Raw genomic sequence first — 25,413 nt, 5'->3', positions numbered from 1 at the left:
AAGAAAAACCTGACGACCTTATATCCGTCAGGTTTTCTTCATTTTATCCTCTTCGAGCTTACGGAACAGGATTTCCGTTTCGTCAATCCAGCGGCTGGCCGCCTTGCTCAGCTCCGAGGCCTGGCCGTAGATCAGCGAAGTCGTTCGCCGGGTTTCAATGAGTGCCGGAATATGAATGTCAACAAGCCCGTTATCGGACAACAGCTGCGGCCTCAGATAGGATTTGGGCAGCAGCGCGGCCGCCTTGCAGGTCGGGATGAGCCTGACGATTGCTTCGAAGGAGTCGATCTCCATCCGGATATCCGGCATAATGCCCCAGCGGTGGAACAGGTCATCCGTCAGCTTGCGGTACCAGGTTCCGGTCGAGAAAATGATCATCGGCAAGCCTTGAAGCTGCTCGATGCCAACATCCTCGATTTCCGCCAGCGGATGTGAGGACGGGATGACAAGCTCCAGATGGTCATCAAACAGCGGGATGCAGTTCAAGCCCGGCTGGTTGATGGAGGAGGCGACAATGCCGACATCGACCCGTTTATCCCTTACATAAGATACGATTTCATGGGTCTTGCCGGTGATCAGCTTGATTTCCGCTGCCGGATGACGCTCCATGAAGGCATTGACCAGCGGGGGCAAGGTAGTCTGAAGGGTGGTCAGACTGGCGCCCAGGTTGATCGAGATCTGATCTCCCTCCCGGTAATGGGCCAGAGTCTGCATGAATTTGATCTGCTGCTGTCTCTGCTCCAAGGCAAAAGTGTACACAATCTGCCCGATGGAGGTAAGCTCCAGTCGTTTGCCCCGGCGGTTGAACAGCTGCAGCCCGAGCTGATCCTCCAGCTTGGCTATTTTTCGGGACAGGGCTGGCTGTGACAAGTTAAGCAGCTTGGAGGCTTGGTTTATGCTGGATTGCTCTACGACGACGGCGAACATGTCCAGTTCTTCGAACATGGAATTCCTCCTATATAAAATAGACATGCGTGCAAAACATTGCTTATGCGTATAGATTATAACGATTAATAATTATATTGCAATTCCATTATAAGAAAAAAAGGAGTAACATGAAACATGACACAAGTTGTTCACACGAATGCCGAAATAGGCAGCTTTTTGTCGTTGCAACGGTTAATGCGTGTTCATAAAGGTCGGTTTAGATGCCGAGTGGCTTCCTGATTCACTTCGTGATCAAAAGCGGGCTTTTTGAACAACCTTCTTTAGGACAGGGCAAGTGTAATTGTTCTGAAAATAGGAAAGATTGAAAATGAAAACGCTGCACATTGGAAAGGGGAACGTCAACTGATGAAAGGGTATTATTCCAGAAAGCTGCATTCTTTACTCGGTGTCATACCGCTTGGGGCATTTTTGCTCAGCCATATGATTTCCAACTTTAAGGCTTTCGAGGGTGGAAAGGAAGGCTTCGCGAGCGCGGTCCATTTTTTGAACAGCATGCCGTTGATATTTTTCCTCGAGCTGTTCCTGATCTGGCTGCCACTGCTATATCACGGTGTCTACGGGTTATACATCGCTTACCAGGCGAATAACAACGTGGGCAATTACAACTATGAACGGAACATCCGCTTCACCATCCAACGGATCACCGGTGTTATTACGTTCGTTTTTGTTATCTGGCATATGTACGATACGCGTTTCCAAATCATGATCGGCAAAATCACGCATGACGATTTGGGCGCCACGATGCACGGCATCATGAACAATCCGATTCTGTTTACTCTGTACGTCATCGGCGTTGTTTCGGCAGCCTTCCACTTTACAAACGGCCTGTGGGCGTTCCTCGTTAGCTGGGGCATCACCGTCGGTCCACGCGCGCAGAAGGTATCCACTTACATCTGCATGGGCTTGTTCGTAGTGATGAGCTTGCTGTTCGTTCTGGCTATGACAGCATTCCGCAGTTCCGAATTCCAGGCGGCGACAGCAGCGATCGATGTAGTTAAGACAGTCTTAAGTTAAGGGGAGTGAACGAAAAATGGCATCTAATATTATTGTAGTGGGCGGTGGCCTCGCCGGGCTGATGGCAACCATCAAAGCGGCCGAAGCAGGAGCTCACGTTCATCTATTCTCGCTTGTACCTGTTAAACGCTCTCACTCCGTGTGTGCGCAAGGCGGCATCAATGGAGCCGTGAATACGAAAGGTGAGGGTGACTCTCCTTGGGAGCACTTTGACGATACGGTGTACGGCGGCGACTTCCTTGCGAATCAGCCTCCGGTCAAAGCGATGTGTGAAGCGGCTCCGGGCATTATCCATTTGATGGACCGCATGGGCGTTATGTTTAACCGTACGCCGGAAGGCCTGCTTGATTTCCGCCGTTTCGGCGGAACGAAGCGTCACCGGACCGCATTTGCCGGCGCAACGACCGGACAACAGCTGCTGTATGCGCTTGACGAGCAGGTTCGCCGCTGGGAAACCGCGGGTCTTGTGACCAAGTACGAGAACTGGGAGTTCCTGAATGCGATCATCGACGACGAAGGCGTGTGCCGCGGTATCGCTGCCCAGGATCTGCGCTCGATGGAGATCAAGGCGTTCAAAGCTGAAGCCGTCATTCTCGCAAGCGGTGGTCCTGGTATTATTTTCGGAAAAACGACCAACTCGGTGATCAACACGGGAACAGCGGCCAGTGCCGTTTATCAGCAAGGCGTTCATTATGCCAACGGCGAGTTCATCCAGATTCACCCGACAGCCATTCCAGGCGATGACAAGCTCCGCTTGATGTCGGAATCGGCACGCGGTGAAGGCGGACGGATCTGGACCTATAAAGACGGCAAGCCCTGGTATTTCCTCGAAGAGAAATACCCTGCTTACGGAAACCTGGTGCCGCGCGACATCGCTACGCGTGAAATCTTCTCCGTCTGCGTCGATATGGGACTTGGCATCAATGGCGAGAACATGGTCTACCTGGATCTCTCCCATAAAGATCCGAAAGAGCTGGATGTGAAGCTTGGCGGTATCATCGAAATTTATGAGAAATTCATGGGCGACGATCCGCGTAAAATTCCAATGAAGATCTTCCCGGCAGTCCATTATTCCATGGGCGGCATGTGGGTCGATTACAACCAAATGACGAACATTCCAGGGCTGTTTGCAGCCGGAGAATGCGAGTATCAATATCACGGTGCGAACCGTCTGGGAGCGAACTCTCTGGTCTCCGCCATTTACGGCGGTATGGTGGCCGGACCGAAGGCGATTGAATATGTCAAAGGTCTGAAGAAGTCAGCTGAGGATGTTTCCTCCACGGTATTTGATCGCGTAGCGAAAGAGCAAACGACCAAATACGAAGGCCTGCTCAAGATGGAAGGAACCGAGAATGCATATGTGATCCATAAAGAGCTCGGCGAATGGATGACCAACAACATGACGGTGGTTCGCTACAATGACAAGCTTGAAGCTACCATCGGCAAAATCAAGGAATTGAAGCAGCGTTACCGCAATATCAATATGACGGATACCTCCCGCTGGAACAACCAGGGCGTGGCGTTCACGCGTCAGCTGTGGAACATGCTGGAGCTGTCCGAGGCCATGACGCTGGGCGCGCTTCTCCGGAACGAAAGCCGTGGCGCTCACTACAAGCCGGATTTCCCTGATCGTAACGATGAGGAGTTCCTCAAGACAACCAAAGCAACCTGGACGCCTGATGGACCGCAGATTTCATATGAAGAAGTGGATGTTTCCTTAATCCCGCCGCGTATTCGCGACTATTCGAAAGACAAGTAAGAAGGAAGGGGGATTTACGATGTCTCAAACGGCAGCCGCCTCAAAGAGCGTTAAGTTTATCATTACACGTCAGGACAATCCGGAGACGAAATCCTATACTGAGGAATTCGAAATTCCGTACCGTCCCGGCATGAACGTCATTAGTGCGCTGATGGAAATTCAGCGCAATCCCAAAAATGCACAGGGCCAAACAACCGCACCTGTATGCTGGGACTCCAACTGCCTGGAAGAAGTGTGCGGAGCTTGCTCCATGGTCATTAACGGCAAACCGCGCCAAGCGTGTGCGGCACTGATCGATAAGCTGGAACAGCCGATCCGGATTCAGCCGATGAAGACATTCCCGGTTGTAAGAGACTTGGTGATCGACCGCAGCCGCATGTTCACGGCGCTCAAGCGCGTCAAGGCGTGGATTCCAATCGATGGCACCTACGACCTTGGCCCTGGACCCAAAATGGCTGAGAAGAAGCGTCAGTGGGCTTACGAGCTGTCCAAATGCATGACATGCGGCGTATGTCTTGAGGCTTGCCCGAACGTCAACGAAAAAACGGACTTTATCGGACCAGCCGCTATTTCCCAAGTTCGCTTGTTCAATGCTCACCCGACAGGTGAGATGAACAAGGAAGAGCGTCTGGAAGCGCTGATGCAGGACGGAGGCATTGAGGGCTGCGGCAACTCGCAGAACTGCGTGCGTTCTTGTCCGAAGGGCATTCCGCTGACGACGTCCATTGCGGAAATGAACAAGGATACAACCAAACACCTGTTTAAGCGCTGGCTTGGCGTTTAATCGGTTTAGCTTCAACACCAAGGCGTCTGACCGGGGCATGACTTCGGTACAGGCGCTTTTTTTGTTATATGATAGGAATGATGTGTTTTTAGATTTTGAATTTGAGGTGAGTCACTTGATCAGCGAAAGACCGATTACGATAAAGGATATAAGCGAAGACCTGGTCGCTCTGGGCGTACGGAAGGGAATGACTCTGCTGGTCCATTCCTCGCTTAAGAGCGTGGGCGGATGGATTGTTGGCGGCCCGGAAGCGGTTATACTGGCCCTGGAAGACGTACTGGGCGATGAAGGGACGCTGGTGATGCCGACCCAGTCTGCGAACTTAACCGACCCGAAGACATGGGGAAATCCTCCGGCCGACCCGAAATGGTGGGATTTGATCCGCGAGGACATGCCTCCCTATGATCCGGATCTGACCGTCACAACAGGGATGGGGATCATACCGGAAGTGTTCCGTAAGCAAGAAGGGGTCATTCGAAGCCTTCATCCCCATGTTTCGTTTGCAGCACGCGGGAGGGACGCGAAGGCACTTATGCACTCCCATCTGCTAGATTACGGCTTGGGAGATGCCTCGCCGCTGGCACGCTTATACGAAGCGGGGGCCTACGTGCTTATGCTGGGTAGTAGCTATGGCAATAATACTTCCTTCCACCTTAGCGAATACCGCGCGGATTGGGGAGGGAAGGAGGTGGTAACCGCCCACGCCCCAGTACGCAGGGTGCAGGGCGCAACCGAGTGGGAGGCATTCCAGGATATCAACTATCATTCCGACGATTTTGAAGCGATTGGCGCCTCGTTTGAAGCGCAATGCCCCGATGCATATAAGCATGGCCGTATAGGAAAGGCAGGCTGTGTGTTGGCAGAACAAAGGGCCATGGTGGACCATGCCGTGCAGTGGTTGGAGAAGAACCGTTAGATGCTAGCGCATGCTGGACGGCTTTCGTTCGACACGCTGTAGGTGTTTTGGCACGCTATTCTTACATGAAATTCAGTTGGGCATGAACGTTTATTTAGATGAGCAAGGGCCAACTACCAGCGACCTCCAGGTGCATAAATACCGTTACAAGGGTAATAAAGATGTAATGGTACGGCCTGCAGTTTCAGGCCTCAAGCCAAAGGAGGGACTTGAAGATGTCATGGTGGATGTGGCTGCTCAATTTGACGGGCTTCCTGTTGTTGATATATTTGTTCTACAGTATGGACAAGAAGTGGTCCAGCAGGCCTTTGCTGCTTGCTCCACTGCTCATTTATGTCCTGGTATCGGTTGAAGATTTGCTGGGGTGGATCGATCTGATGAACGTGGTGCCTGGAGAAGGCGGCATGCGTGCTCTGATCTTGTTGTTTGCATTATGCTCCGTTATTTTCTATGTGCTGTACATATTCGACAAGATTGCAGACTCCGTCCATCGGCATGTTGATATGAAAACAACCCTGGTTCGGATCAGCACGGCCGCGGGAATGTGCGTTTTGTTTTTCACGATGGTGTATATGTCGATCTATAAGCTGTTCGGAGGCACTTCCTTCGAAGGCGAGAATATCGGCCAGGATTTGCTGAGCCAGTTCATTACCTTCCTGTATTTCAGCATGGCGACGTTTGTCACCGTCGGGTATGGCGATGTAGCCCCAGTCGATAATACGTCACGGCTTGTCGTGGTGTTAGAGATTGCCTTCAGTTTCATTACCGTTGCGTATGCGCTGTCCATGCTGGGAACGCTGCGCCGGATTTTTACACCCGGCGATGACGGCTTGGATGTGACTGGCAGCGAAGAGAAGTCCAAGGCCAATAAGCCGCATCGGAGAAAGCATTCATCCATGTAAAAGAGGCGCATCTTTGACGATGCGCCTTTATTATTTGTTCAAATGGGCAAGTGATCGAAGTCTTAGTTAAAGCTACGGTTTCATCAGCTTTTTCAGAATGCTTAGCCCGTTCTTGGAAGGGTAGCGGAATTTAAAATCGAATCGGTTAGTCTGCTTGAGCACACTCTTCTTATGGGAGAAGGTATGGAAGCTGTATTCCCCGTGGTAGGCGCCCATCCCGCTCTCGCCGACACCCCCGAATGGAAGGAAGGGAGTGGCCAGATGCATCAGCGTATCGTTGACACATCCCCCGCCAAAAGAAACCGAGGAGAGTACGTAATCCTGAACATCTTCATTCTCGGTGAACAGGTAAAGCGCCAGCGGCTTGGGACGGCGATGAATCGCTTGGACAGCTTCGTGTACATCATCATAAGTCAGGATCGGACACAGCGGGCCGAAAATCTCTTCTTCCATGACCGGCATATCCCAAGTGATATCGTCCAGCACGGTGGGCTCGATGAGCAAACGTTCCTTTGAGATGCTCCCGCCATGGCGCAGGGTTCCGTTGTTCAGAAATCCGGACAGCCGGTCAAAATGCTTCTCCGAAACAATGCGCCCATAGTCGGGATTGGTTAGGGGGTTCTCGCCGTAGAACGAAGTGATGGCGTCTTTCAGGTGCGCGATGAACTTCTCCTTCACCTTGCTGTGTACAAGAACATAATCCGGCGCAACGCAGGTTTGGCCGGCATTTGTATATTTGCCGAATGCGATACGTGAAGCCGCCAGGGCCAGGGGGGCATCCTCGTGGACGATACAGGGGCTTTTGCCTCCAAGCTCTAGCGTCACCGGGATCAACTGCTTGGCGGCGGCTTCCATGACGATTTTGCCGACATGGGTACTGCCGGTAAAGAATATATAATCCATCGGCTGCTCCAGCAGGCTCGTGCTTACCTCAGGTCCTCCCTCCACCGAAGCCACGTATTGCGGCTCAAACGTCTCCGTGATGATGGACGTAATGAGTCCGGATACGTTGGGTGTCAGCTCGGAGGGTTTTACAATCGCGGTGTTCCCGGCGGCCAAAGCTCCGATCAGCGGAGAGATGGCCAATTGCCAAGGATAATTCCAGGGAGCAATAATCAATACCGTTCCGTAGGGTTCAGCGTAGACCATTCCCTTGCTGCCTATATGCGTCAATGCGGTTTTGACTCGCTGCGGCTTGGCCCAACGCTTCAGATTTTTTATGATAAAGGAAAGCTCCTTGTAGACAATCCCGATCTCGGTCGTAAAGGCTTCCTGCTCACTTTTGTTCAAGTCTTTGCGAAGGGCCTCGATGATATCGTTTTCCCTGGCAATCAGAACTTGGCGCAGCCTGGTCAGCTGCTGCAGACGGAAATCCACTTCCTTGGTGATGTCTTTATGAAAAAAATGCCGCTGAGCTGAAACTAATGCAGCGATCGAATCGTTAACAGTCATACATAAACCCCTTTCCCTTGCTATTCCATATATATGAATAACCGTAAGGCCGTTAAAACTTATACTCTTTTATTATTATATAGGAGGATGTCCACCTATGAGAAATCCATCCTCGGCAGCTCCCCATGACAAAGCCCATGACGGGGCAAAGCGAGAAGTCATGCAGACGAAGATGTCGCGCCGCCAATTTCTGAAGATCGGTGTTTCCGCCGTGGTCGGCGTAGGCGTTGCAGGCGGGGCTTACGCATCTTTATGGGAGCCTCGTCAATTGGACGTTAAAAGACTGACTTTGGCGCTTCCTTCACTGCCTAAGGCTTTTGACGGGACGAAGATCGTTCAGTTTAGCGATATGCATCTGGGCTTTCACACCGGGGCAAAAGACGTGGCCCGTGTGGTACAGGCCATTCAACACGAGCAACCGGACATGATCTGTTTCACAGGGGATATGGTGGACGGCAATACAGAGGATATGAGGGCTGCCATTCAACCGTTCACCGAGCTGAAAGCCCCTCTCGGCTTATTTTCCATATTGGGTAACCATGATTACGGGGACGTGGAGACACTGATCTCACTGGAGGAAGAGGCCGGATTTCAGGTGCTGCGGAACACCGCCGTGAAGCTGAGGCGGGATGGTGCCGTCATCGCTGTGGCAGGTTTGGACGATGTTTTCTGGGGCCAGCCGGATCCGGAAGCAGCCATTCAGGATTTACCCGACGGGATGTTCAAGCTGCTGCTGATGCACGAGCCGGATTATGCAGACACAACGGCAGCCTATTCATTCCATCTCCAGCTGTCGGGACACAGCCATGGGGGGCAGATCCGTTTGCCCTGGGTGGGCGAGGTGATCACGCCGCCCGGTGCAAAGCGTTATGTGCAAGGTCTATATACCATCGGCTCGCAAGGCATGCTGCTTTATGTAAACAGGGGAATCGGCACGACGCAGCTGCCTTTTCGTTTCTTATGCAAACCGGAGCTTACCGTGCTCACCTTGCGCTCTATGGCATGAGGGGAATGAACGATATGATCTGAATATTTCAAGATGATAGGATCACTTGGAATTTGTTACACAAATGAAATATACCTGTTATCAAACTCTAACAGCCGCGGGTTAAACTTATCACATGACCCCCTTTTGAGAATATATATTATGTTTTGGACCCGGTAACGGGTCCACTTTTTTTTGCCTATTTTGCTGTGCTTCCTATGTAAATACAAAAAACAGAAGGAGGTGTACCCCATTAAAGAGGTACGGTCACCTTCTGTTTTTGTTCGAAGTATACCCATTCCGTGTATCCGATTTCTTTGAGCACTTTGGCCACTTCGTCAAATTCATCTCCGACCCGTGACGGTTTGTGGGCGTCGGAGCCGAAGGTGACGTCAACGCCGTGATGATGCGCGACCTCCAAGATGGCGCCCGATGGATACCAGCCCCCGCACAGCTTGGTTTTTCCGGAAGTGTTGATCTCGATTGCCAGGCCCGATTCCGCGATGACTTTCAAGGTTTCCTCGATCGCTTCGTCGGCCTTGATTTCGGAGAAGAGCGGATAATTACCCTTCATGGCATCCATATGGGCGATGATCTGGAACATTCCGCTTCGTGCGGATTGGCGGATCAGATTGAAGTATTCCTCTTTATCGGCAACCTGCTGCTGCTGGGTCAGTTTCTTCCAGCGGTTTTTGTTGAAGATGCTGACATCCCTGACGTGATGGATGGAGCCGATGATGTAGTCAAAAGGGTAGGCCGTTAACGCCTGCTGATAAACCTGGGCATGATTCGGAAAATAATCGGATTCAATGCCCAGCAGGACTTTGATTTTCCCTTCATATTCCCGCTTTAAGTCCAGAACTTCTTGTACGTACCCCGCAAAATCCGCTTTGGCCATGGAGATGGCCGGAAAGGGCTGCTCTTCCGGGCTCCCGAAGTATGGAGTGTGGTCCGAGATTCCAATCACCTGTAAATCTGCCGCAATCGCAGCCTCGATATAATCTCGAATGTTGCCGTCTGCGTGGCCGCAGCGGAAATGATGGGTGTGCAGATCAAATTTCATGTTGACCTCCTTCATATCGCTTGATTGGTTATTATTCTAGGATGGATGAAGCGTTATTCGCTGCTGATGAACTGTGTCTCGGGCATGCCTTTCAAATCACTGAGGAATTGACGCATAGCGGAGCTGACGTATCGTCCGCTCTTATAGATTACGCCGACAGGGTGGCTGACTTCAAGCTCGCTCAGGGGAACAATCTGCAGGGTGCCGTTGCGCAGCTCCGTCGCCACGGACTGCTTCGATATAATCGCTGCGCCCAAATTGATCTCGACCATCCGTTTAATTTCTTCACTGCTTGACAGTTCCATAACAACCTGCGGCTCAATGCCGTGTTTCTTCATCACGTCATCTGCGAAGCGGCGGCCGACGGTGTCACGCGTTAGCAGAATGAGAGGGGTTCCGCCCAGCACATCCATGCTTGCTGTGGAGAGTTTGGCTAGCGGATGCTGAGGGGATACGACAAGCTCAAAGGTATCGTAGTACAGAATGGATGTGCTTAAGTTGGGATTCCGCTCGATCAGATAGCCGATCCCGATGTCGATGAGACCGTTCTCCACGCTGTGGTAGATTTGTGAAGAGGCCATGGATTGAATGGTTGTTTTAATGTGAGGGAATTGATCCTGGAAGTAGGAAAGTACCCGTGGCAGGATCTGAATCGCTATGGAAGTGGTTGTACCCAGCTGAATATGGCCCTGGGGAGTTTGATCAAGGTCGGATAGCCGCTGCTTCAGCTCATCCACGATCCCGAGGATCTGTTCGGCATGGTCCACGAAGACCTGACCCCGGTCGGTTAACGTCACGGGCTGACTCCGGTCCACCAGCACCGTTTTAAATTCTTCCTCCAGGCTCTTGATCTGGGCGGATACCGCCGGTTGTGTCAGATTAAGAAGCTCTCCCGCTTTGCGAAAGCTCATCGTTTTGGAGATGGTAATAAGCGTTTCCAATTGGCTGATGTTCATAGCCTTCCTCCTTACTTGATATATTCTTCCGCTCATCTATCGCGTGCAATCTGTATGATTTAAATTATAGGTTATTCTTCCCGGTGGAGCAACGAAGGGGGAAAACATAGCGGTTTTCGGATAAAAAGATGAAAAACATTTTAATTTCCATTTAATTATTATTAAAAGATGGGGAAACCTTCCGATAATAGTAAAGTAGACATAGAAAAAAGGTGAGACCAAAGGCCCGTTTAAGCGAAAGGATTATCTTCGTACTAAAGCGTTTCAAGCGATAGCTGACATGGCAGGACAGTTGTTGGAATGAGGGCTGTCGCTATTTTGTGATGATTTATTACAAGGTATCCATTATAATGTTTAAATATATAGGTGGGACTTTGGGACCCTGACCAACAACCCAGTGAAAGGGGCGTAATGAGGAATGAAAGCGGAAGTCATCAATCCTTTTTTAGAGTCCGCACGACACGTGATCGAACAAGTCATACAGGTTTCACCTTCCACGGGGAATCTTGGGGTCAAAGAGATCGGATATTTGGAGAATCATATCTGGATCCAAATCGGCATGACAGGCCAAATGAACGGTGACATTGTATTTGGAATTCAGGAGCAGGTAGCCCTGCAGATGGTATCGGTGATGATGGGCGGCTATGTCATTACCGAGATGGATGAGATGGGACAAAGTGCGATTTCGGAGCTCGGCAACATGATCAGCGGCAATGCCAGCACCATTTTATCGAACCAGGGCGTCAGCGTGGATATTACGCCTCCCAAAGTCATGAAGTCGGATAGCACATCCAGTCTTATCCAGAAGAAGGCACTTTGTATTCCGCTGAGAATGGAAGGAATCGGAGAGCTGGATATTCAAGTCATGATTTCATAAAATAGGAGTAACGAACCCAATGCCCGTGTATGTAAGGCTCTTTAATGTTAAGGAATCGAGAGCTGTGCCGGCGAAGAAAGGGATATGAAATCATGCTGAAAAATAAAGTTATCGTCGTTACGGGAGCATCCAGCGGAATCGGCGCCTTGATCGCGGAGAAGCTTTCTGCGGAAGGAGCATACGTGGTTCTGTGCGGCCGTTCGGCAGAACGTCTGCAGGAGGTGGGTGCGCGAATACCAGGCCCCCATGAGCTTGCAACCATGGATGTTCAGAGCCCCAAGCAGGTGCAGTCTGTCATGGAAGGCCTTCTTAGCCGCCATGGCAGAATCGACGTGCTGATTAACAATGCCGGCTACGGCAAGTTCGAAGCTATTATGGACATGCGTCAAGAAGAGTTTCAGGACATGATGGACGTCAATTATATGGGCATCGTGCGCTGTACGCAAGCTGTGCTGCCGGGGATGCTGAAGCGGGGGGACGGCCAAATCGTCAACATTGCGTCCATGGCCGGAAAAATCGGAACGGCCAAATCCACCGCCTATTCGGCCACCAAGCATGCCGTGCTTGGGTTCAGCAATTCACTCCGGCAGGAGCTGCGGAACACGGGCATAACCGTATCTACTGTAAACCCTGGCCCCATTGATACCCCGTTCTTTTCCTTGGCAGATCCGACAGGCGGTTATGTCAACAATGTGAGCTGGTTTATGATGAAGGCCGAGTATGTTGCGGATCAGGTCGTGAAGCTGGTGAAAAAGCGCAAGGAAGAACTCAATCTTCCGAGGCTGGCCTCATTGGGCATAAGGCTGTACCAACTGTTTCCGAGGTTTGCCGACCGCGTGTCTTACAAATGGATGAATAAGAAATAACGGCTGCGGCGCTACAACGCTTCGGTTTCGGCAACAAGCTCCTGAAGCAGTGCAGTGGCTTGTTTTGTTTTTTCTGTATCGGATGAGAGCAGTGTGATTACCTGGTCCAAGCGTTGCTTGTAATTTGCCGGCTTGATGGGAAAGGTTTCGATCATGGCTACCGCACGCTTCTCATTGATGCAGTACAACTCGTTTTTGGCAAACAGCACTTGATTCAAGCACGAAATGCAGCGGAAGCAGTGACCGGTAACATAAGTGATATCATCGCTGGCAGCTGTTTTATCCGCAAGCATCAAGGAGAAGGATGCTTCGAAGGTAAAGAAGCCGACCATCGCATCCTTTAATGCTTTTGGATAGGGAGCCGTTTTGGCTTTCAAGGTCTGTATTCGGTTATCCGAATCTGAGAGTATACGACAAATCGCAAGTTCCCCCATATACATCACATTCAGATAGGCATGCGGATGTCCGGTTTGGTAATGGGCTGACACCAAGCCTGCGGAACCGTCGTCGATGATGCTGGACACGCGGTGTACATCACGGAATAAGAAATCCACATGATAACCCTCGATCACTAACCATCCTCCCCCGTTAACCCAGGCACCCCATTCGCCTAATGAAGTGATAATCCCATCCCGATGCTCGTCATCTAATTTCTGTGCCACCCTAGCGATGTTCTCCACCTTGAATCCTTGTGATTCATCGTAATAAATGCCGATATCGATATCGGAATCCGGTTTGGCGGTTCCTCTGGCTCTGGATCCCCCGAGTACGACCCCTATAACGCCGGGAACCTCCCGAAGTTCTTCCGTTATCCGTTGAATCAAACGATCTACTTGTGAAGTCATGCATGTTCTCCTCCTTTATATGTTTCATACGGAATCGATCTCCCCTTATGTATACCTTAGCCTCATGGATTCAATTTTCTCCCGGGTCCATTGAACCGCTTCAGCTGGCGAGAGGATGGTTGCTTCCTCTCCGAGACGCCACACATAGTCCGAATAGAAGATGACGTCGGTCGCTGGTATTTCAAGCTGAACGACTCCGCTGCCATCCTTGTATTTATGGATATGGGGACCGAGGCGAGTATCCGTTTCAAGCAGCCAAACCCCTTTAGAAGTTAATTGTACCTCAAACGGCTTCATTTCCCCATCCCGGTTTTCCGGTATGTCACGAAGCGTTTGGCTGGCGATATCTTCACGGATTGCTATGGACGCATTGGGACTGGCCGCAAGGATCCGGTCGACTCTGAACTGTCTGATATCCTCTTGAGTGAAGCAGTAGGCCGGACAATACCAGTAACCCGAGCTAGCATACAAACCGATTGGCTGAATATGCCGCTGGCTGCTTCCGGCGGATGATCGATAGGAGATGGTGACCGCTTGCCGAACCATGACGGCTTCCATTAGCGTTTGTAAAATCTCGGTGGACATCGCACGGAATGGACTGTGAATCATTACGCGATCCTTAAGACGATCGATCTGCTCCTTGGTATCTGCCGGCAAATAATGATAGAACTTGTGGAGCGCCGTGGCGGCTCCGTCACCGAATGGCAGCGTACTGAAATAGCTTAGGGATTGGCAGGCAAAAAAGATGGCGATCGCTTCGCTTTCCGTAAAACTGATCGGCGGCAGCATCCGCTCCTGCAGCAATCTGTAGCCGCCCCCCCGACCTTGCACAGAGTAGATGGGAACGCCGAGCCCGCTCAGCTCATCCAAATCTCTTGAAAGGGTTCTGACGGAGAGACCGAATTCATCGGCCAGCTCTTTTACGGTAAACGATTTTTTTGCATTGATCATCATCATTAATTGAATCAGGCGCTGTGATTTTTGCATGGGCAAACCTCCGTCTCTGTATCATTTATTTTATCTTATTCTTTAAATAAGACAATATTTGTCTTATTTAAACGATATGATGTTCTCAAGAAGCAAGGGTTCACGCTGAATCCTTGGAACGGGGTCCATTATGGGAGGAGAAGATAGAATGAAACAAGAAATGTTAAAAGAAGAGCTGGGATTTGTTTTTATTTATGGAGCAGGATTGAACGGAGGAATATGGGATTTCGTGGTGGAAGGGCTGAGTCATCCGTGTCTGAAAGTGGAATATCCGTTGCGGGATCGGAATGTGATTTCCGGACATCATTTGGGGCTGGAGGATTACGTAAACCATATGACGGAGCAGGTGAGAGCGTGGGGGACGAACAAGTTTGTCATTGTGGCCCATTCCCTGGGCGGGGTTTTGGCTATGGACCTGGCATCCCGGTTAGGCGACCGTGTTGCCGGCTTTGTTGCCATCGGTGCGGCCATTCCTAAGCGCGGCGGTTCGTTTGTTTCGGCGCTTCCGTTTCCCCAAAGGGTCATCATGCCGATCATCTTAAGAACGGCAGGCACGAAGCCGCCTGAATTCGCAATCCGTACTGGGCTGTGCAGTGATTTGCCGGAGGAGCAGGCCTCCCGAATCGTAGCGGAGTTTGTTCCGGAATCCCGCAAAGTCTATACGGATCGCGTTCAAGCGTCTATTCCCGATGTGCCGAAGCTTTATGTGAAGCTCACCCAAGACAAAGAGTTCGGATTATCCGTGCAGGAAAGCATGATAGCCAATCTGATTGCCGATGGGGTGGAGAGCCTTAGCACCGGCCATCTGCCTATGCTGAGTGATCCCCGTGGAGTCCAGCGGATTCTGGAAGGCTTCGTAAATCAACTGAAAGCCAGCCGTTACCCGGTTATCTCATCATAATCTGATCCCGTCTTGGTCCGACGGAAATTGTCTTAATGGGAACGCCAATGGATGATTCAATGAACTGCACATATTGCTGTGCGGCTTCCGGGAGCTCGTCAAAGGATCGGATGTGCGACAGGTCGCACGTCCAGCCCTTCAGTGTTCTCAGAACAGGCTTGGCAGACTGCAGATCGGCCGTTACCGGAAAATGGTCGATGATGCTTCCGTCCTCTAACTCGTAGCCAACGCAGACGGGAATGTCATCCAGATACCCCAGGACGTCAAGGGTGGTGAGAACGGCTTCGGTAGCTCCCTGCACCATGCAGCCGTAACGGGTGGCTACCGTATCAAACCATCCCATTCGTCTCGGCCGGCCGGTCGTAGCCCCGTATTCGCCTGCATCGCCGCCAAGGCGGCGGAGTTCCTCCGCTTCATCTCCATGCAGCTCGGTCACGAAAGGGCCAGCGCCGACACAGCTTGAATAAGCCTTAACCACAGCAATGACTTGGCTGATGGCGTACGGCGGCAGTCCTGCTCCGACCGGTGCATAACCTGCCAGCGTGGAGGAGGAGGTGGAGAACGGGTAGATCCCGTGATCCGGGTCCCGCAGTGCCCCTAATTGGCCCTCTACGAGGATAGGATCGCCTTTCATATAAGCTTGCTGCAGCAGCGTGGTGGTATCCTCGATATACGAAGACAGGAACTGGAAGGACTCCAACAGTTGATTGACCATCTCATCAACACTTAGCGGATTTCTCCCGTACAGATGCTGCAGCTGCACGTTCTTGATGGCGAGCATCTGCTCGAGCCGTTCACGAAGTCGCTCGGGGTGGAACAGATCGGCGACCTGAATGCCCAGCTTTGCATATTTATCCGCATAGAATGGTGCGATCCCGCGTTTCGTAGAACCGAATCCCCGGGCACCGAGCCGTTCCTCTTCCAGTTCATCCAGCAGCCGATGAATCGGAAGCACGACTTGGGCGCGCTCCGATATAAACAGTTTGGGGGCGGGGACATTTCTTGCTTCCAGCTCCTGCAGCTCCTTGATCAATACCTCCATATCCAAAGCCGTTCCTGGACCGATGATATTCGTTACGTTTGGATAGAATACACCTGACGGCAGCATATGCAGAGAAAACTTCCCAAAATCGTTAATAATGGTATGCCCTGCATTGCTTCCTCCCTGAAATCGAACGACATACGACGATTGCGCGGCAAGAACATCCGTCATTTTTCCTTTGCCTTCATCTCCCCAATTGGCTCCTACTATGGCTGTGACTGTCAAAACGTGTTCGCCTCCTACGGTCTTTTTCTTTTACAGGGCTCATTATATGAGTAAAATTATCATAAATAAAATTGATATTAGTAATAGTAGACATTAGTTTCATTTATGTTATACGATTCTGTAGAGAAGAATACGGATAACGGATGAATTCTAAGTTGATCTTTCAATAAAGGTTCCCGTTATTATTCGATAAAATCGAGGTCATCATGATGGAAATCAATATGGAGTGGTATCGTGTCTTTTATTGGACTGCACGGCTCGGCAGTTTATCGAGGGCAGCGGAACACCTGCATATCACCCAGCCGGCCGTCAGCCATACCATTAAGCATTTGGAGGGAACGATCGGAGGACCACTGTTCTTTCGGACAACCAAGGGTGTTAAACTCACGTCGGAGGGTGATGTGCTGTTTCGCTATATCGAGCAGGCCTTCAGCTTTATCGAGATCGGGGAGAAGGCGATTGCGGACATGCATAATTTGCATAGCGGCGAAATCAATATTGGAGCAAGCGATACGCTGTGCAAGTATTATTTGCTCCCGCATTTGGAGTATTTCCACGCCACCTATCCGGATATTCGCATCCGTATCTCCAACCGCACAACCCCGGAAACGTTGACCCTTCTCAAGGAAGGGAAGATTGATTTTGGCATCGTTCATTTACCGGCCTCCGATAAACAAATCGATTTTCGGGCCAGTTCCCCGATCCATGATTGCTTAGTTGCCGGTAAGTCATTTGCGGAACGGACCCAGTTACAGCACCCGTTGTCCCTGCGTGATATCCAGAACTACCCGCTGCTTATGCTGGAGAGGGGCGGGAGTACAAGAATGTATGTCGATCAATATGCCGAGCTGCAGGGCGTCACGCTCAAACCCGAGTTCGAGCTGGGCAGCATTGAGCTGCTGGTTCAGTTTGCCCGGAGCGGCTTTGGATTGGCTTTTGTCATCCGCGACTATGCTAACGAGGAATTGCAAGCAGGTCAGCTGATCGAGGTGCCGCTCTATCCGCCGATTCCCGAGCGCAGCATAGGAATTGCAACGCTTCGGGGTATTCCGCTATCTTCTGCCGCCAAGTCGTTTCTTTCTCTTTTGCCTTAAACAGACGGGTGACCGTGCCTATTCGAATGGCCATGTATGAAGTGCTGTTCACTGCCGTTTAGGATGTTTGATTTGGTGAGGACTCCTGTTTTGGCATATAATGAAAAAGGACGAACAAGACTGGTTAGGAAACACGCCTGCTACCACCACTATGAAAGTAAACAAACCACATGTATCGGAAGGTTTTTCTAGCGATATCAGGCAGACGCGCTTTGGAATGATAGACTTCTGATATCTAAAAAAAGGATGGACTAACATATGACTGCAACTACATTTCATACATTAGGAATAGCCGAGGATTTGTCCTCCAGATTAACGGAGTTTGGCATTGTCACGCCTTCTCCCGTTCAGGCTGAGGCGATTCCGCCCATACTCGAAGGCAAGGACGTGCTTGCAACTTCCCAGACAGGCACAGGAAAGACACTTGCCTATTTGCTGCCTGTGCTTCAGGGCATCGATCCGGAGATCAAGGGAGCCCAGAAATTGATTCTTGCGCCGACGCAAGAGCTTGCCGTACAGATTGTGAGAGAGAGCGAGCGTTACGGAGAAGCCCGCGGAATCGGTGTGCTCGGACTTATCGGCGGTGCCGCGGCCAAGCGTCAGATCGAGAAGCTTAAGCTGCATCCGCAGCTGATTGTAGGGACACCGGGACGAGTGCGGGAACTGATCGAAATCCGGAAACTGAAGATGCACCAAGTGACCACGATCGTAGTGGACGAGGTGGATCAGGTGTTTAATTTGGGCGGTGCCGGCGATGTGGATCGCATTCTGCGCAGTGCATTACGTGACCGTCAATTGGTATTCTTATCCGCCACGGTGAGTCCGGAGACGGCGGAGCTCGTCAAGAAGGAGATGGATCAGCCGGTCGAAATCGGAATCGATCCGGAGCAGCGGACGCCGTCCGCGCTGGAGCATTATTATTTTGTGACGGAAGAGCGTGACAAATTGGACATGCTGCGCCGCGTGGTCCGGCATTACAATCCCGACCGTGCAATTGTCTTCGTCAATGCCACCGAGGATTTGGCAGAGGTTGAAGCGAAGTTAAACTATCTCGGCTTAAATGCGGCTGCCATCTATGGTGATGCTGACAAGATGACTAGAAGCCGGGTTCTGAATGCGTTTAGAGAAGGGCGTACCAAGCTCTTAGTGGCTAGCGATGTCGCTGCCCGCGGACTTGATATCGAAGGGCTCGGCATGGTGATCAATTACGATCCGCCTATTGATGCCGAGCATTATACGCACCGCGCGGGACGTACTGGACGCATGGGACGGAGCGGCATGGCGATAACGCTTGTAACGGACCGTCAGACGTTCATCATGCGCAAGTTCAATCGCGAGCTGGGCATATCGATTGAAGAACGTGCTCTTTATGGCGGGAAGGTTAGATCCCCGCGTTCTACACCAGAGAATCGAGGACATGGCCCACGTGGGTCAGCCGGAGGTCCTGCCCGAAAAGAGAAACCAGCCCGAAAGCCTGCTTCCACCAGCGCCAATGGAAAGGCGGGAAGCGGAAAGGCATCAGGTGAGCGTCAGAGTGAAAGGGAGCGGGACCGCAAGAACAAGGGCGCTCCGAAATGGTTGAAGAACAAGCCTCCTCGGAGCTAATGGCTGTAAGCTCCATAAACGAGGGTTTGCAACCGATATGTTGTTTTCGGGTCCGATTCAACGGATGTGGTCGACATCATAGGGACCGGACTTTTCAGAATAAGAGGTGATCGATAATGAGTGAACAGCCGGTATTGTCTGTTCAAGGATTAAGCGGCGGGTATAGCATGAACCGACCGGTTCTGCATGACGTAACCTTTCAGGTTGAACCGGGTGAGATGGTGGGTTTGATCGGCCTGAACGGTGCGGGCAAGAGTACCACGATGAAGCATATTCTCGGGCTGATGAATCCGCAAAAAGGGAGCATTCAGGTTCAAGGAAAGAGCCGGACAGAGCATTCGGAAGCCTATCACGGCGCCTTGGCGTTTGTTCCCGAATCCCCGCTGCTGTATGAGGAGATGACAGTACGCGAGCATCTGGAATTTACGGCGCGCTCCTATGGCGTATCCCGTGAAGATTATGAGGCACGTTCGGAGCAGCTGTCGAAGATGTTCCGTATGGAAGAGAAGATGGACAGCCTGTCCACGCATTTGTCCAAGGGGATGCGCCAAAAAGTGATGATCATGTGCGCATTCGTAGCCAGACCGTCCCTGTACATCATTGACGAGCCCTTTCTTGGGCTTGATCCGCTTGGGATACGCTCGCTGCTTGACTTCATGCTGGAGCTGAAGGCATCCGGCGCCTCGGTATTGCTAAGCTCCCACATTCTCTCCACGATTGAGAATTATTGCGACCGGTTCATCGTGCTGCACCGCGGCAGCATCATTGCTCAGGGGACGCTGAAGGAAATTCAGGATCAAGCCGGGAGACCTGGCATGTCGCTGGAGGAGCTGTTTAATGTGCTGATTCAGGACGGTAAAGGCGAATGAATCTGCGTGAGCTGTATGTCAAACGACGCGGGCAGTTCTGGGGTGAAATTTTCCCCTATCTGGGTTATGTCATACAGAGCGGGGTAGCCGTCGTATTTCTGTTTCTGCTGATTGCATTCGCTGCCTGGTACACCGCACTACTGCAGCAAATCCCGCCGGATCTGCCGATTCGCTGGATCATGATGATTTTCCTTGTGCCCCTCATGATCAACAGCAGCATCCGCACATATCTGCGTCCGGCCGATACGGTGTTTCTCATTCCGCAGGAATCCCGGATGAAGGAATACTTCAGTACAGCATGGTTCAGCGGCGTCATATATAAAATCATCGGCTTAGGACTGGTGATGTTAATCCTATGGCCTCTATACATACGCAGCGATGTTTCGCCAAAACCGCTGCTGGCTACGTTTGTTGTGCTGACGCTGTTTAAACTGTTGTCCAGCTTCGGCAGCTGGAAGGAGCAGCTTATGGTGTCAAGGAACGCGGCAGCAGCCTACCGGGTACTCCGCTGGATCGTTCCGGCGCTGAGCTTAGCCGCCTGGTTATGGCATCCAACGGGCCGTGCCCTCCTATTCATGGCGCTGCTTGGCATCACGTATGTTGCCGCCTTGTCCGTACCCGTCAAGCACCTGGTCGCTTGGGAACGATTAATCGCCGTCGAGGAGAGACAGGCGAGCCGGGTGATGATGGTGCTGAGCTGGTTCGTGAATGTGCCTCAGCGTGGGCAGCGTGTCCATGCGCGAAAATGGCTCTCCGGATGGGGAAAGGGATTGGCGTGGAAGAAGGAAAGCGCCTATCGCTTTCTTCTCATTAAGAGCCTGACACGCAGTGATATTCTAGGCATACTGATTCGGGTCGGACTGCTGGGTGCTTTTCTTGTATGGGCAACCCGGGATAGTCTGGTATCGGCGATTGTGTATCTGGTCAGCCTGATGATCATCGGACTTCAGTTGTCTGCACTGCGAAAGCTTCACCCGGAATCGTTCTGGCTGCATGTCTATCCGCTTCCCGAAGGAACGCGCCGCGACAATGAAGGGAAGCTGATCTTCCAGGTGCAGCTGTTCTGGGCTGTGCTGCTGTGGCTCCCACTGATTCCGAGCATCCTTAGTGCCCCCGGACGTATATTGGGTACGCTGGCTGCAGGTATCGTGCTTGTGTTTCTGTTTCGAAGCGCTGCTGCCCGGAAGAGCCGGCGTGAAGACGATGACGACGAATAAATGGGAAGAGGCCGGGACGTTAACGTCCCGGCCTTCTATTATCATTATAGTATGGGTTATTCCGTTTGCAGAAATCGCAGTGCGTGGTGTGGCGACCTGCGATTTCTGTTCGGCTGTTATCTAGTTGTCATTACACCCAGAAAGAACGAGTGATGATAACGAGCAGGATAAAGAGAACCAGGATTGCTCCAACTCCGTATCCACCGCCGTATCCGCCGTATCCGCCGTGTCTTACTTCTTCAACTGCACCCATGTTCATTCCCCTTTCGGTTCGTTGATTTGTAGTACACGGTATTGTATGTAGCTAATCGTCTATGTGTATGGGCGAGCGTTTATATAGGGCAGAAGAAAAAATAAAGACCGGGGATCGTTCTCCCCGGTCTTTATATGCTTGAACGGTTATATCTGTCAGATGCAGTGGATCATTAAGCTTTCTGCAGGTCTTGAATCCCTTTATAGACCAGGTCGAACAGATCCTCCAAATACTCCTCGTCAATACAAGAGAAGGCGATCCGGAGATCATGCTCGCCAAGGGCGATGGTTCCTACGCCATACTCATGGATGAGATGGGAACGGAGCTCCTCGGCGTTTACGGTGTTCAGCTTCAGGCACATGAAGTAGCCGGAGTTGAAGGGATAATATTCCCAGGCATCACCGTATTTGCCGCTGTCGAGAATGGACTTCACTTTGTTGGCTCGGCCTTTCATAATGACGAATTTCTCTTCCTTCTGCTCGTGGAATTCCGGCGCCTTCAGCGCCTCCAGAACAAAGGTTTGCGAAGGGTGGGAGGCGCTGGATATCGTGGCCCGGATCATGCCGAGCGTTTTCTGCTCCAATGCGTCCAGCACGTCTTTATTATCTGCCGCAAACGTGATAAAGCCGACACGGAATCCCCATACGAATTCTTCCTTGGTCGCACCGTCAACCTTTACAGGAAGCACGCGAGGGTGAAGGCCTGCCAGACGTCCGAATAGCGATTCCTTCAACGAATTTTCGAAGAACAATCCGAAATACGCATCATCCGTAACGACGACAATATTAATGCCGGCTTCGGCCGCCTCCTGGATTGCGGACACGATGGCGGCTCCTTCCTGAGCGCCAGGCGTATAGCCTGTCGGGTTGTTCGGGAAGTTCAGCAGAACGACCGCTTTGCCTTTATCCTTCTGGCCTAGCAGAGCCTGACGAAGTCCTTCGGCGTTAAATTTCATATCGTCCGTAAAGAGAGGATAGGTTACATGAATGCCATGGCGGCGAATGCCGAATGTCAGCTCATAATTCTCCCAATTTTTATCGGGATAAATAACGGCGTCTCCTTCATCCACGAATAAATCGGCTACGATGCTAAGACCATGCGTCAGCGCATTCGTGACGATGGGATTGCTGAAACTCTTGCCTTCGAGCGAAGGGTTCTCCTGAATCATCTTGTTTCGCCATACGGAGCGCAGCTCCGGCTTGCCTGCCGGAGGGGCATACGGATACAGATCCTTCGGCTGGTAAGCCGAAAGTTTGTCTTGGATGACGCCCAGATGCATCGGGACTCCGCCTTCGGTTGCAATACCGATCGTAGCGTTATATTTTTTCGCATGGCTCGTCGCTTCCGCAGACTGGCTCAGGATGCCTTCTTTCGGGAAGTAGATTTCTTTGCCGAGTGTGGAGAGCATGTCGTACACATGCGGATTGCCGGCTTGCATTTTTCCATTCAATTGACCAACCAATGGGTTCATGAACTGATTCCTTCCTTCCGAATACTTTTGGTTAAGGTAAGAGCAGGTGACAAGTTGCCTTTACGTTTTCATTGCCTAACATTATACCACCTACCCCGGGAACCGTCACGGATAATTGTAATGCTTTAACGCGGTCAAGGATGATACTTGCATATCAGCCCGGCGGTTTCTTCATCCCGCTCTTTGCCGCGGCATTCAAGCCTTTCGACGACGGCCTGGAGCCGATCCGGCTTCAGGTTCTGGCCGAACTTGAACTTGGCGCTCATTCGCTGCGGAGCGAGCTTGATGACCGCTACCCCTTTCAGTCTGGGGATATAAGCCCGGTCACTCGCGTCAATGGTGCGGTATCCGCCTTCAGGCTGCAGCTTTGTCATCAGTGCCTCCATCGCAAGCGCCTTTTCCTCCAGATCATCCACGATCACCACCTCGCCGATCGCCGTTACGCTTTTGAAGTAGGCCGTGGCCGGGCAGGCCATCTCCGGATCGGAGAAATAGGAAGGGATCAGTGCATACTCGTCAGCTATGGTAAAGCACACGGCGGGCGTCCGGCGCAGATGCTCCATTTTTTCACCCATCCGGCTGCCGTGAAAATAGAACGCTCCGTTAACATAGGCAAAGTTCAATGGCGTTACACGAGGGATTCCCTCTTCATCGGCTGTTCCAAGGAAACCAAAGCTCATGCCGCTGAGGAAATCCTCGATTTCTTGTTGATCCTCCATCGCAAATTCGTCTCTTCTCATGATTAAACGCTCCCCCTATCATTTTGAATAACAGTTTACGATGATCATTGACAAGGAAAAAGCGCCAATTTAGAGTAATTTATATAGTCCAATTTCAAAAAATGATAGAGGAGTCGTCATTATGGAGCTGGGATTGCCGTTCGAGACGTATGTGGAACAATATCGATATAAATATTTGGCTCTATACCACGCACTTCGTGCTGCCATTCATAGCGGCAAGCTGCCGGAAGGAACCCGCCTTCCCGCCACACGCGAGCTGGCAAAGCTGTATGGCGTGTCCAGAGGCTCGGCCGCGCAGAGCTATGACATGCTGATGGCCGAAGGTTATGTTGTTTCCAGGCAGGGCAGCGGAACTTACGTAGCGGAAGGGATCGCTATGGTCGACCAGCCGCCGCCGGTCGAGGGAGCGCCGGTGCTCTCGGCATGGGGGCAACGACTGGTGAGCCAAAGCGGGGAGTATACCTCGGCACAGATGATGCTGAGAGAACCTCCCCGAGGTACAATCTCATTCGCGAATGCACGGATGCCCATGGAGGATTTTCCTTATTCGGAGTGGAGGAGCGCGTTATCCTACGCCGGCGGAAGCGGGGGCATCGAGCTTCAGAACGGAGCGCCGCCGGAGGGGGATCTCGAACTGCGGCAGGCGATAGCCGGACATCTGCGTTTTACGCGGGGAATCCAGGCCGACCCCGAGCATATCGTGATTTTCAGCGGATCCATGCAGGGGCTTGTCCTGATGTTTCAGCTGCTGGTCGATCCTGGCGATCAGGTGGTCATGGAGGATCCGGGCTATCAAGGCATCTATCGGGGCATCAGCCTGAGCGGCGGGATTCCGCTGCCATCCCCGGTCGACGATGCCGGATTGATACCGCATGACTGGGACGCCGGCCTGCTTGTCGTAAGCCCCAGCCGTCAATACCCGACGGGAGCGGTGCTGCCGTTGGAGCGAAGAAGGGCGCTGCTGAATTGGGCGCGAAGCCGTCAGGCCTTTATTATCGAGGATGATTACGACAGCGAGTTCCGCTGGGGCGGCAAGCCGATTGAGCCCTTGCGGATGCTGGATAACGAGGGACGTGTCATCTTTGTCGGTTCGTTCTCCAAAACGATGTTTACCGGGCTCCGCATCGGGTATGCAGTGCTTCCCCCAAGCCTGGTTGAGGCGGTTGTGCAGGCCAAGGCGCTTTACGAGCCGATTTCACCAGCTGTATTGGAGCAGCGTGCGCTGGCACGCTTTATTGTGCGAGGGGGTTACGGTCGGCATCTTAGAAGAATGACCCGGCTGTATGGCGCGCGGTATGAGGCGCTTCGCCAGGCGATGGATACCCATGCCTCCGAACTGTTTCGTCTTCATCCCGGCGATGCCGGCCTGCACGTTTATGCGAACTGGCTGCGCTCTGAGGAAGAGTATGTCCTGTTTCAAGAAGCTGCACGCAAACGCGGCGTCATGTTTCGGGATGCATCGGTATATCATCGTACCCCCAGGTTACCTGCGGCATGCTTCGGCTTCTCGCATCTGGACATAGCCAGCATCGAAGAAGGGGTTACCCGGATTGCGCAGGCGTGGCTGGACATGCAAAAAACATAAAAAACGGGTATGATGGAAAAGAGGTCAATTTTTGAATGAGATGAGGGGGTTATGACG

General features: G+C 51.8%; 24 protein-coding genes. 14 read left to right on the top strand and 10 right to left on the bottom strand.

Annotated elements, in window-relative coordinates:
- Positions 1-27 precede the first annotated feature (27 nt).
- Entirely contained in the window at positions 28-945 is a 918-nt protein-coding gene (locus PAEVO_RS20655; RefSeq protein ID WP_100539218.1) for a LysR family transcriptional regulator, read from the bottom strand.
- A 348-nt stretch (positions 946-1,293) separates the two neighbouring features.
- Here PAEVO_RS20655 and PAEVO_RS20650 point away from each other — a divergent pair, with 348 nt between their 5' ends.
- From PAEVO_RS20650 to PAEVO_RS20630, 5 genes are all read left to right on the top strand, one after another.
- Positions 1,294-1,962, top strand: a complete 669-nt coding sequence (locus tag PAEVO_RS20650; protein ID WP_100539217.1) for a succinate dehydrogenase cytochrome b558 subunit — start codon at positions 1,294-1,296, stop codon at positions 1,960-1,962.
- A gap of 16 nt (positions 1,963-1,978) precedes the next feature.
- Positions 1,979-3,721, top strand: coding sequence for a succinate dehydrogenase flavoprotein subunit (gene sdhA / locus PAEVO_RS20645; protein WP_076324824.1), 1,743 nt, complete (start codon positions 1,979-1,981; stop codon positions 3,719-3,721).
- A gap of 19 nt (positions 3,722-3,740) precedes the next feature.
- Positions 3,741-4,505 (top strand): succinate dehydrogenase iron-sulfur subunit, encoded by a 765-nt coding sequence (gene sdhB, locus PAEVO_RS20640; protein WP_076324823.1) that lies wholly within the window; start codon positions 3,741-3,743, stop codon positions 4,503-4,505.
- Positions 4,506-4,620: 115 nt separating this feature from the next.
- On the top strand, positions 4,621-5,421 hold the full coding sequence (locus tag PAEVO_RS20635; RefSeq protein ID WP_100539528.1) for an AAC(3) family N-acetyltransferase: 801 nt from the start codon (positions 4,621-4,623) through the stop codon (positions 5,419-5,421).
- Positions 5,422-5,636: 215 nt separating this feature from the next.
- On the top strand, positions 5,637-6,323 hold the full coding sequence (locus tag PAEVO_RS20630) for a potassium channel family protein (protein ID WP_100539216.1): 687 nt from the start codon (positions 5,637-5,639) through the stop codon (positions 6,321-6,323).
- Between the two features lie 72 nt (positions 6,324-6,395).
- On the opposite strand, the gene PAEVO_RS20625 is transcribed toward PAEVO_RS20630, so the two are convergent.
- Entirely contained in the window at positions 6,396-7,775 is a 1,380-nt protein-coding gene (locus PAEVO_RS20625) for an aldehyde dehydrogenase (RefSeq protein ID WP_100539215.1), read from the bottom strand.
- A gap of 97 nt (positions 7,776-7,872) precedes the next feature.
- Here PAEVO_RS20625 and PAEVO_RS20620 point away from each other — a divergent pair, with 97 nt between their 5' ends.
- Entirely contained in the window at positions 7,873-8,781 is a 909-nt protein-coding gene (locus tag PAEVO_RS20620; RefSeq protein WP_100539214.1) for a metallophosphoesterase, read from the top strand.
- A gap of 232 nt (positions 8,782-9,013) precedes the next feature.
- Here the strand turns inward: PAEVO_RS20620 and PAEVO_RS20615 are convergent, their stop codons facing one another.
- Complete coding sequence (locus tag PAEVO_RS20615; protein ID WP_100539213.1) at positions 9,014-9,823, bottom strand: histidinol-phosphatase; 810 nt, start codon at positions 9,821-9,823, stop codon at positions 9,014-9,016.
- A 53-nt stretch (positions 9,824-9,876) separates the two neighbouring features.
- Positions 9,877-10,779 carry a LysR family transcriptional regulator gene (locus PAEVO_RS20610; protein ID WP_071222421.1) on the bottom strand — a complete coding sequence of 301 codons (903 nt, stop codon included), beginning with the start codon at positions 10,777-10,779 and terminating at the stop codon, positions 9,877-9,879.
- A gap of 418 nt (positions 10,780-11,197) precedes the next feature.
- Here PAEVO_RS20610 and PAEVO_RS20605 point away from each other — a divergent pair, with 418 nt between their 5' ends.
- Together PAEVO_RS20605 and PAEVO_RS20600 are read left to right on the top strand one after the other, a co-directional pair.
- Complete coding sequence (locus tag PAEVO_RS20605; RefSeq protein ID WP_071222422.1) at positions 11,198-11,656, top strand: chemotaxis protein CheX; 459 nt, start codon at positions 11,198-11,200, stop codon at positions 11,654-11,656.
- A 92-nt stretch (positions 11,657-11,748) separates the two neighbouring features.
- Positions 11,749-12,522 (top strand): SDR family NAD(P)-dependent oxidoreductase, encoded by a 774-nt coding sequence (locus PAEVO_RS20600; protein WP_100539212.1) that lies wholly within the window; start codon positions 11,749-11,751, stop codon positions 12,520-12,522.
- Between the two features lie 11 nt (positions 12,523-12,533).
- On the opposite strand, the gene PAEVO_RS20595 is transcribed toward PAEVO_RS20600, so the two are convergent.
- Positions 12,534-13,367: a nucleotidyltransferase domain-containing protein gene (locus PAEVO_RS20595; protein WP_100539211.1), complete on the bottom strand. Its 834-nt coding sequence runs from the start codon at positions 13,365-13,367 to the stop codon at positions 12,534-12,536.
- A gap of 45 nt (positions 13,368-13,412) precedes the next feature.
- Entirely contained in the window at positions 13,413-14,354 is a 942-nt protein-coding gene (locus PAEVO_RS20590; protein WP_100539210.1) for a helix-turn-helix transcriptional regulator, read from the bottom strand.
- A gap of 148 nt (positions 14,355-14,502) precedes the next feature.
- On the opposite strand from PAEVO_RS20590, the gene PAEVO_RS20585 reads away from it, so the two are divergent.
- Entirely contained in the window at positions 14,503-15,255 is a 753-nt protein-coding gene (locus PAEVO_RS20585; RefSeq protein WP_100539209.1) for an alpha/beta fold hydrolase, read from the top strand.
- On the opposite strand, the gene PAEVO_RS20580 is transcribed toward PAEVO_RS20585, so the two are convergent.
- Positions 15,242-16,522, bottom strand: a complete 1,281-nt coding sequence (locus tag PAEVO_RS20580) for an adenylosuccinate synthase (protein ID WP_100539208.1) — start codon at positions 16,520-16,522, stop codon at positions 15,242-15,244. The two genes, PAEVO_RS20585 and PAEVO_RS20580, sit on opposite strands and share 14 nt — an antisense overlap.
- A gap of 209 nt (positions 16,523-16,731) precedes the next feature.
- Here PAEVO_RS20580 and PAEVO_RS20575 point away from each other — a divergent pair, with 209 nt between their 5' ends.
- The 4 genes from PAEVO_RS20575 (at position 16,732) to PAEVO_RS20560 (ending at position 21,307) form a co-directional block, all read left to right on the top strand.
- Positions 16,732-17,616: a LysR family transcriptional regulator gene (locus tag PAEVO_RS20575; RefSeq protein ID WP_100539207.1), complete on the top strand. Its 885-nt coding sequence runs from the start codon at positions 16,732-16,734 to the stop codon at positions 17,614-17,616.
- 258 nt (positions 17,617-17,874) lie between these two features.
- Positions 17,875-19,221: a DEAD/DEAH box helicase gene (locus tag PAEVO_RS20570; protein WP_100539206.1), complete on the top strand. Its 1,347-nt coding sequence runs from the start codon at positions 17,875-17,877 to the stop codon at positions 19,219-19,221.
- Positions 19,222-19,337: 116 nt separating this feature from the next.
- Positions 19,338-20,090 carry an ABC transporter ATP-binding protein gene (locus PAEVO_RS20565; protein WP_100539205.1) on the top strand — a complete coding sequence of 251 codons (753 nt, stop codon included), beginning with the start codon at positions 19,338-19,340 and terminating at the stop codon, positions 20,088-20,090.
- Complete coding sequence (locus PAEVO_RS20560; protein WP_100539204.1) at positions 20,087-21,307, top strand: ABC transporter permease; 1,221 nt, start codon at positions 20,087-20,089, stop codon at positions 21,305-21,307. Before PAEVO_RS20565 ends, PAEVO_RS20560 begins: the two co-directional genes overlap by 4 nt.
- Before the next feature lie 130 nt (positions 21,308-21,437).
- On the opposite strand, the gene PAEVO_RS20555 is transcribed toward PAEVO_RS20560, so the two are convergent.
- The 3 genes from PAEVO_RS20555 to PAEVO_RS20545 all read right to left on the bottom strand — a co-directional run bounded on the left by PAEVO_RS20555 (position 21,438) and on the right by PAEVO_RS20545 (position 23,771).
- Positions 21,438-21,560, bottom strand: a complete 123-nt coding sequence (locus PAEVO_RS20555) for a hypothetical protein (RefSeq protein ID WP_009592125.1) — start codon at positions 21,558-21,560, stop codon at positions 21,438-21,440.
- A gap of 172 nt (positions 21,561-21,732) precedes the next feature.
- Complete coding sequence (locus PAEVO_RS20550) at positions 21,733-23,031, bottom strand: aminotransferase class I/II-fold pyridoxal phosphate-dependent enzyme (protein ID WP_100539203.1); 1,299 nt, start codon at positions 23,029-23,031, stop codon at positions 21,733-21,735.
- 134 nt (positions 23,032-23,165) lie between these two features.
- Positions 23,166-23,771 (bottom strand): pyridoxamine 5'-phosphate oxidase family protein, encoded by a 606-nt coding sequence (locus PAEVO_RS20545; RefSeq protein ID WP_100539202.1) that lies wholly within the window; start codon positions 23,769-23,771, stop codon positions 23,166-23,168.
- 121 nt (positions 23,772-23,892) lie between these two features.
- Between PAEVO_RS20545 and pdxR the strand changes: the two genes are divergently transcribed.
- Entirely contained in the window at positions 23,893-25,356 is a 1,464-nt protein-coding gene (gene pdxR, locus PAEVO_RS20540; RefSeq protein ID WP_100539201.1) for a MocR-like pyridoxine biosynthesis transcription factor PdxR, read from the top strand.
- Positions 25,357-25,413 lie beyond the last annotated feature (57 nt).

The sequence above is a fragment of the Paenibacillus sp. GM2FR genome (genome assembly GCF_002803325.1).
GTDB classification, from domain to species: Bacteria; Bacillota; Bacilli; order Paenibacillales; family Paenibacillaceae; genus Paenibacillus_AQ; species Paenibacillus_AQ lautus.
This window is presented reverse-complemented; position numbering and strand designations above follow the sequence as displayed.

Bases quoted from the DNA above. Each gene is read 5' to 3' on its own strand.
- PAEVO_RS20620 (WP_100539214.1), top strand. From the start codon at position 7,873: ATGAGAAATCCATCCTCGGCAGCTCCCCATGACAAAGCCCATGACGGG.
- sdhB (WP_076324823.1), top strand. From the start codon at position 3,741: ATGTCTCAAACGGCAGCCGCCTCAAAGAGCGTTAAGTTTATCATTACA.
- PAEVO_RS20545 (WP_100539202.1), bottom strand. From the start codon at position 23,771: ATGAGAAGAGACGAATTTGCGATGGAGGATCAACAAGAAATCGAGGAT.
- PAEVO_RS20550 (WP_100539203.1), bottom strand. From the start codon at position 23,031: ATGAACCCATTGGTTGGTCAATTGAATGGAAAAATGCAAGCCGGCAAT.
- PAEVO_RS20570 (WP_100539206.1), top strand. From the start codon at position 17,875: ATGACTGCAACTACATTTCATACATTAGGAATAGCCGAGGATTTGTCC.
- PAEVO_RS20585 (WP_100539209.1), top strand. From the start codon at position 14,503: ATGAAACAAGAAATGTTAAAAGAAGAGCTGGGATTTGTTTTTATTTAT.
- PAEVO_RS20555 (WP_009592125.1), bottom strand. From the start codon at position 21,560: ATGGGTGCAGTTGAAGAAGTAAGACACGGCGGATACGGCGGATACGGC.
- PAEVO_RS20650 (WP_100539217.1), top strand. From the start codon at position 1,294: ATGAAAGGGTATTATTCCAGAAAGCTGCATTCTTTACTCGGTGTCATA.
- PAEVO_RS20575 (WP_100539207.1), top strand. From the start codon at position 16,732: ATGGAAATCAATATGGAGTGGTATCGTGTCTTTTATTGGACTGCACGG.
- PAEVO_RS20655 (WP_100539218.1), bottom strand. From the start codon at position 945: ATGTTCGAAGAACTGGACATGTTCGCCGTCGTCGTAGAGCAATCCAGC.
- PAEVO_RS20590 (WP_100539210.1), bottom strand. From the start codon at position 14,354: ATGCAAAAATCACAGCGCCTGATTCAATTAATGATGATGATCAATGCA.
- PAEVO_RS20610 (WP_071222421.1), bottom strand. From the start codon at position 10,779: ATGAACATCAGCCAATTGGAAACGCTTATTACCATCTCCAAAACGATG.
- PAEVO_RS20560 (WP_100539204.1), top strand. From the start codon at position 20,087: ATGAATCTGCGTGAGCTGTATGTCAAACGACGCGGGCAGTTCTGGGGT.
- PAEVO_RS20595 (WP_100539211.1), bottom strand. From the start codon at position 13,367: ATGACTTCACAAGTAGATCGTTTGATTCAACGGATAACGGAAGAACTT.
- PAEVO_RS20625 (WP_100539215.1), bottom strand. From the start codon at position 7,775: ATGACTGTTAACGATTCGATCGCTGCATTAGTTTCAGCTCAGCGGCAT.
- PAEVO_RS20600 (WP_100539212.1), top strand. From the start codon at position 11,749: ATGCTGAAAAATAAAGTTATCGTCGTTACGGGAGCATCCAGCGGAATC.
- PAEVO_RS20565 (WP_100539205.1), top strand. From the start codon at position 19,338: ATGAGTGAACAGCCGGTATTGTCTGTTCAAGGATTAAGCGGCGGGTAT.
- PAEVO_RS20615 (WP_100539213.1), bottom strand. From the start codon at position 9,823: ATGAAATTTGATCTGCACACCCATCATTTCCGCTGCGGCCACGCAGAC.
- pdxR (WP_100539201.1), top strand. From the start codon at position 23,893: ATGGAGCTGGGATTGCCGTTCGAGACGTATGTGGAACAATATCGATAT.
- sdhA (WP_076324824.1), top strand. From the start codon at position 1,979: ATGGCATCTAATATTATTGTAGTGGGCGGTGGCCTCGCCGGGCTGATG.
- PAEVO_RS20630 (WP_100539216.1), top strand. From the start codon at position 5,637: ATGTCATGGTGGATGTGGCTGCTCAATTTGACGGGCTTCCTGTTGTTG.
- PAEVO_RS20605 (WP_071222422.1), top strand. From the start codon at position 11,198: ATGAAAGCGGAAGTCATCAATCCTTTTTTAGAGTCCGCACGACACGTG.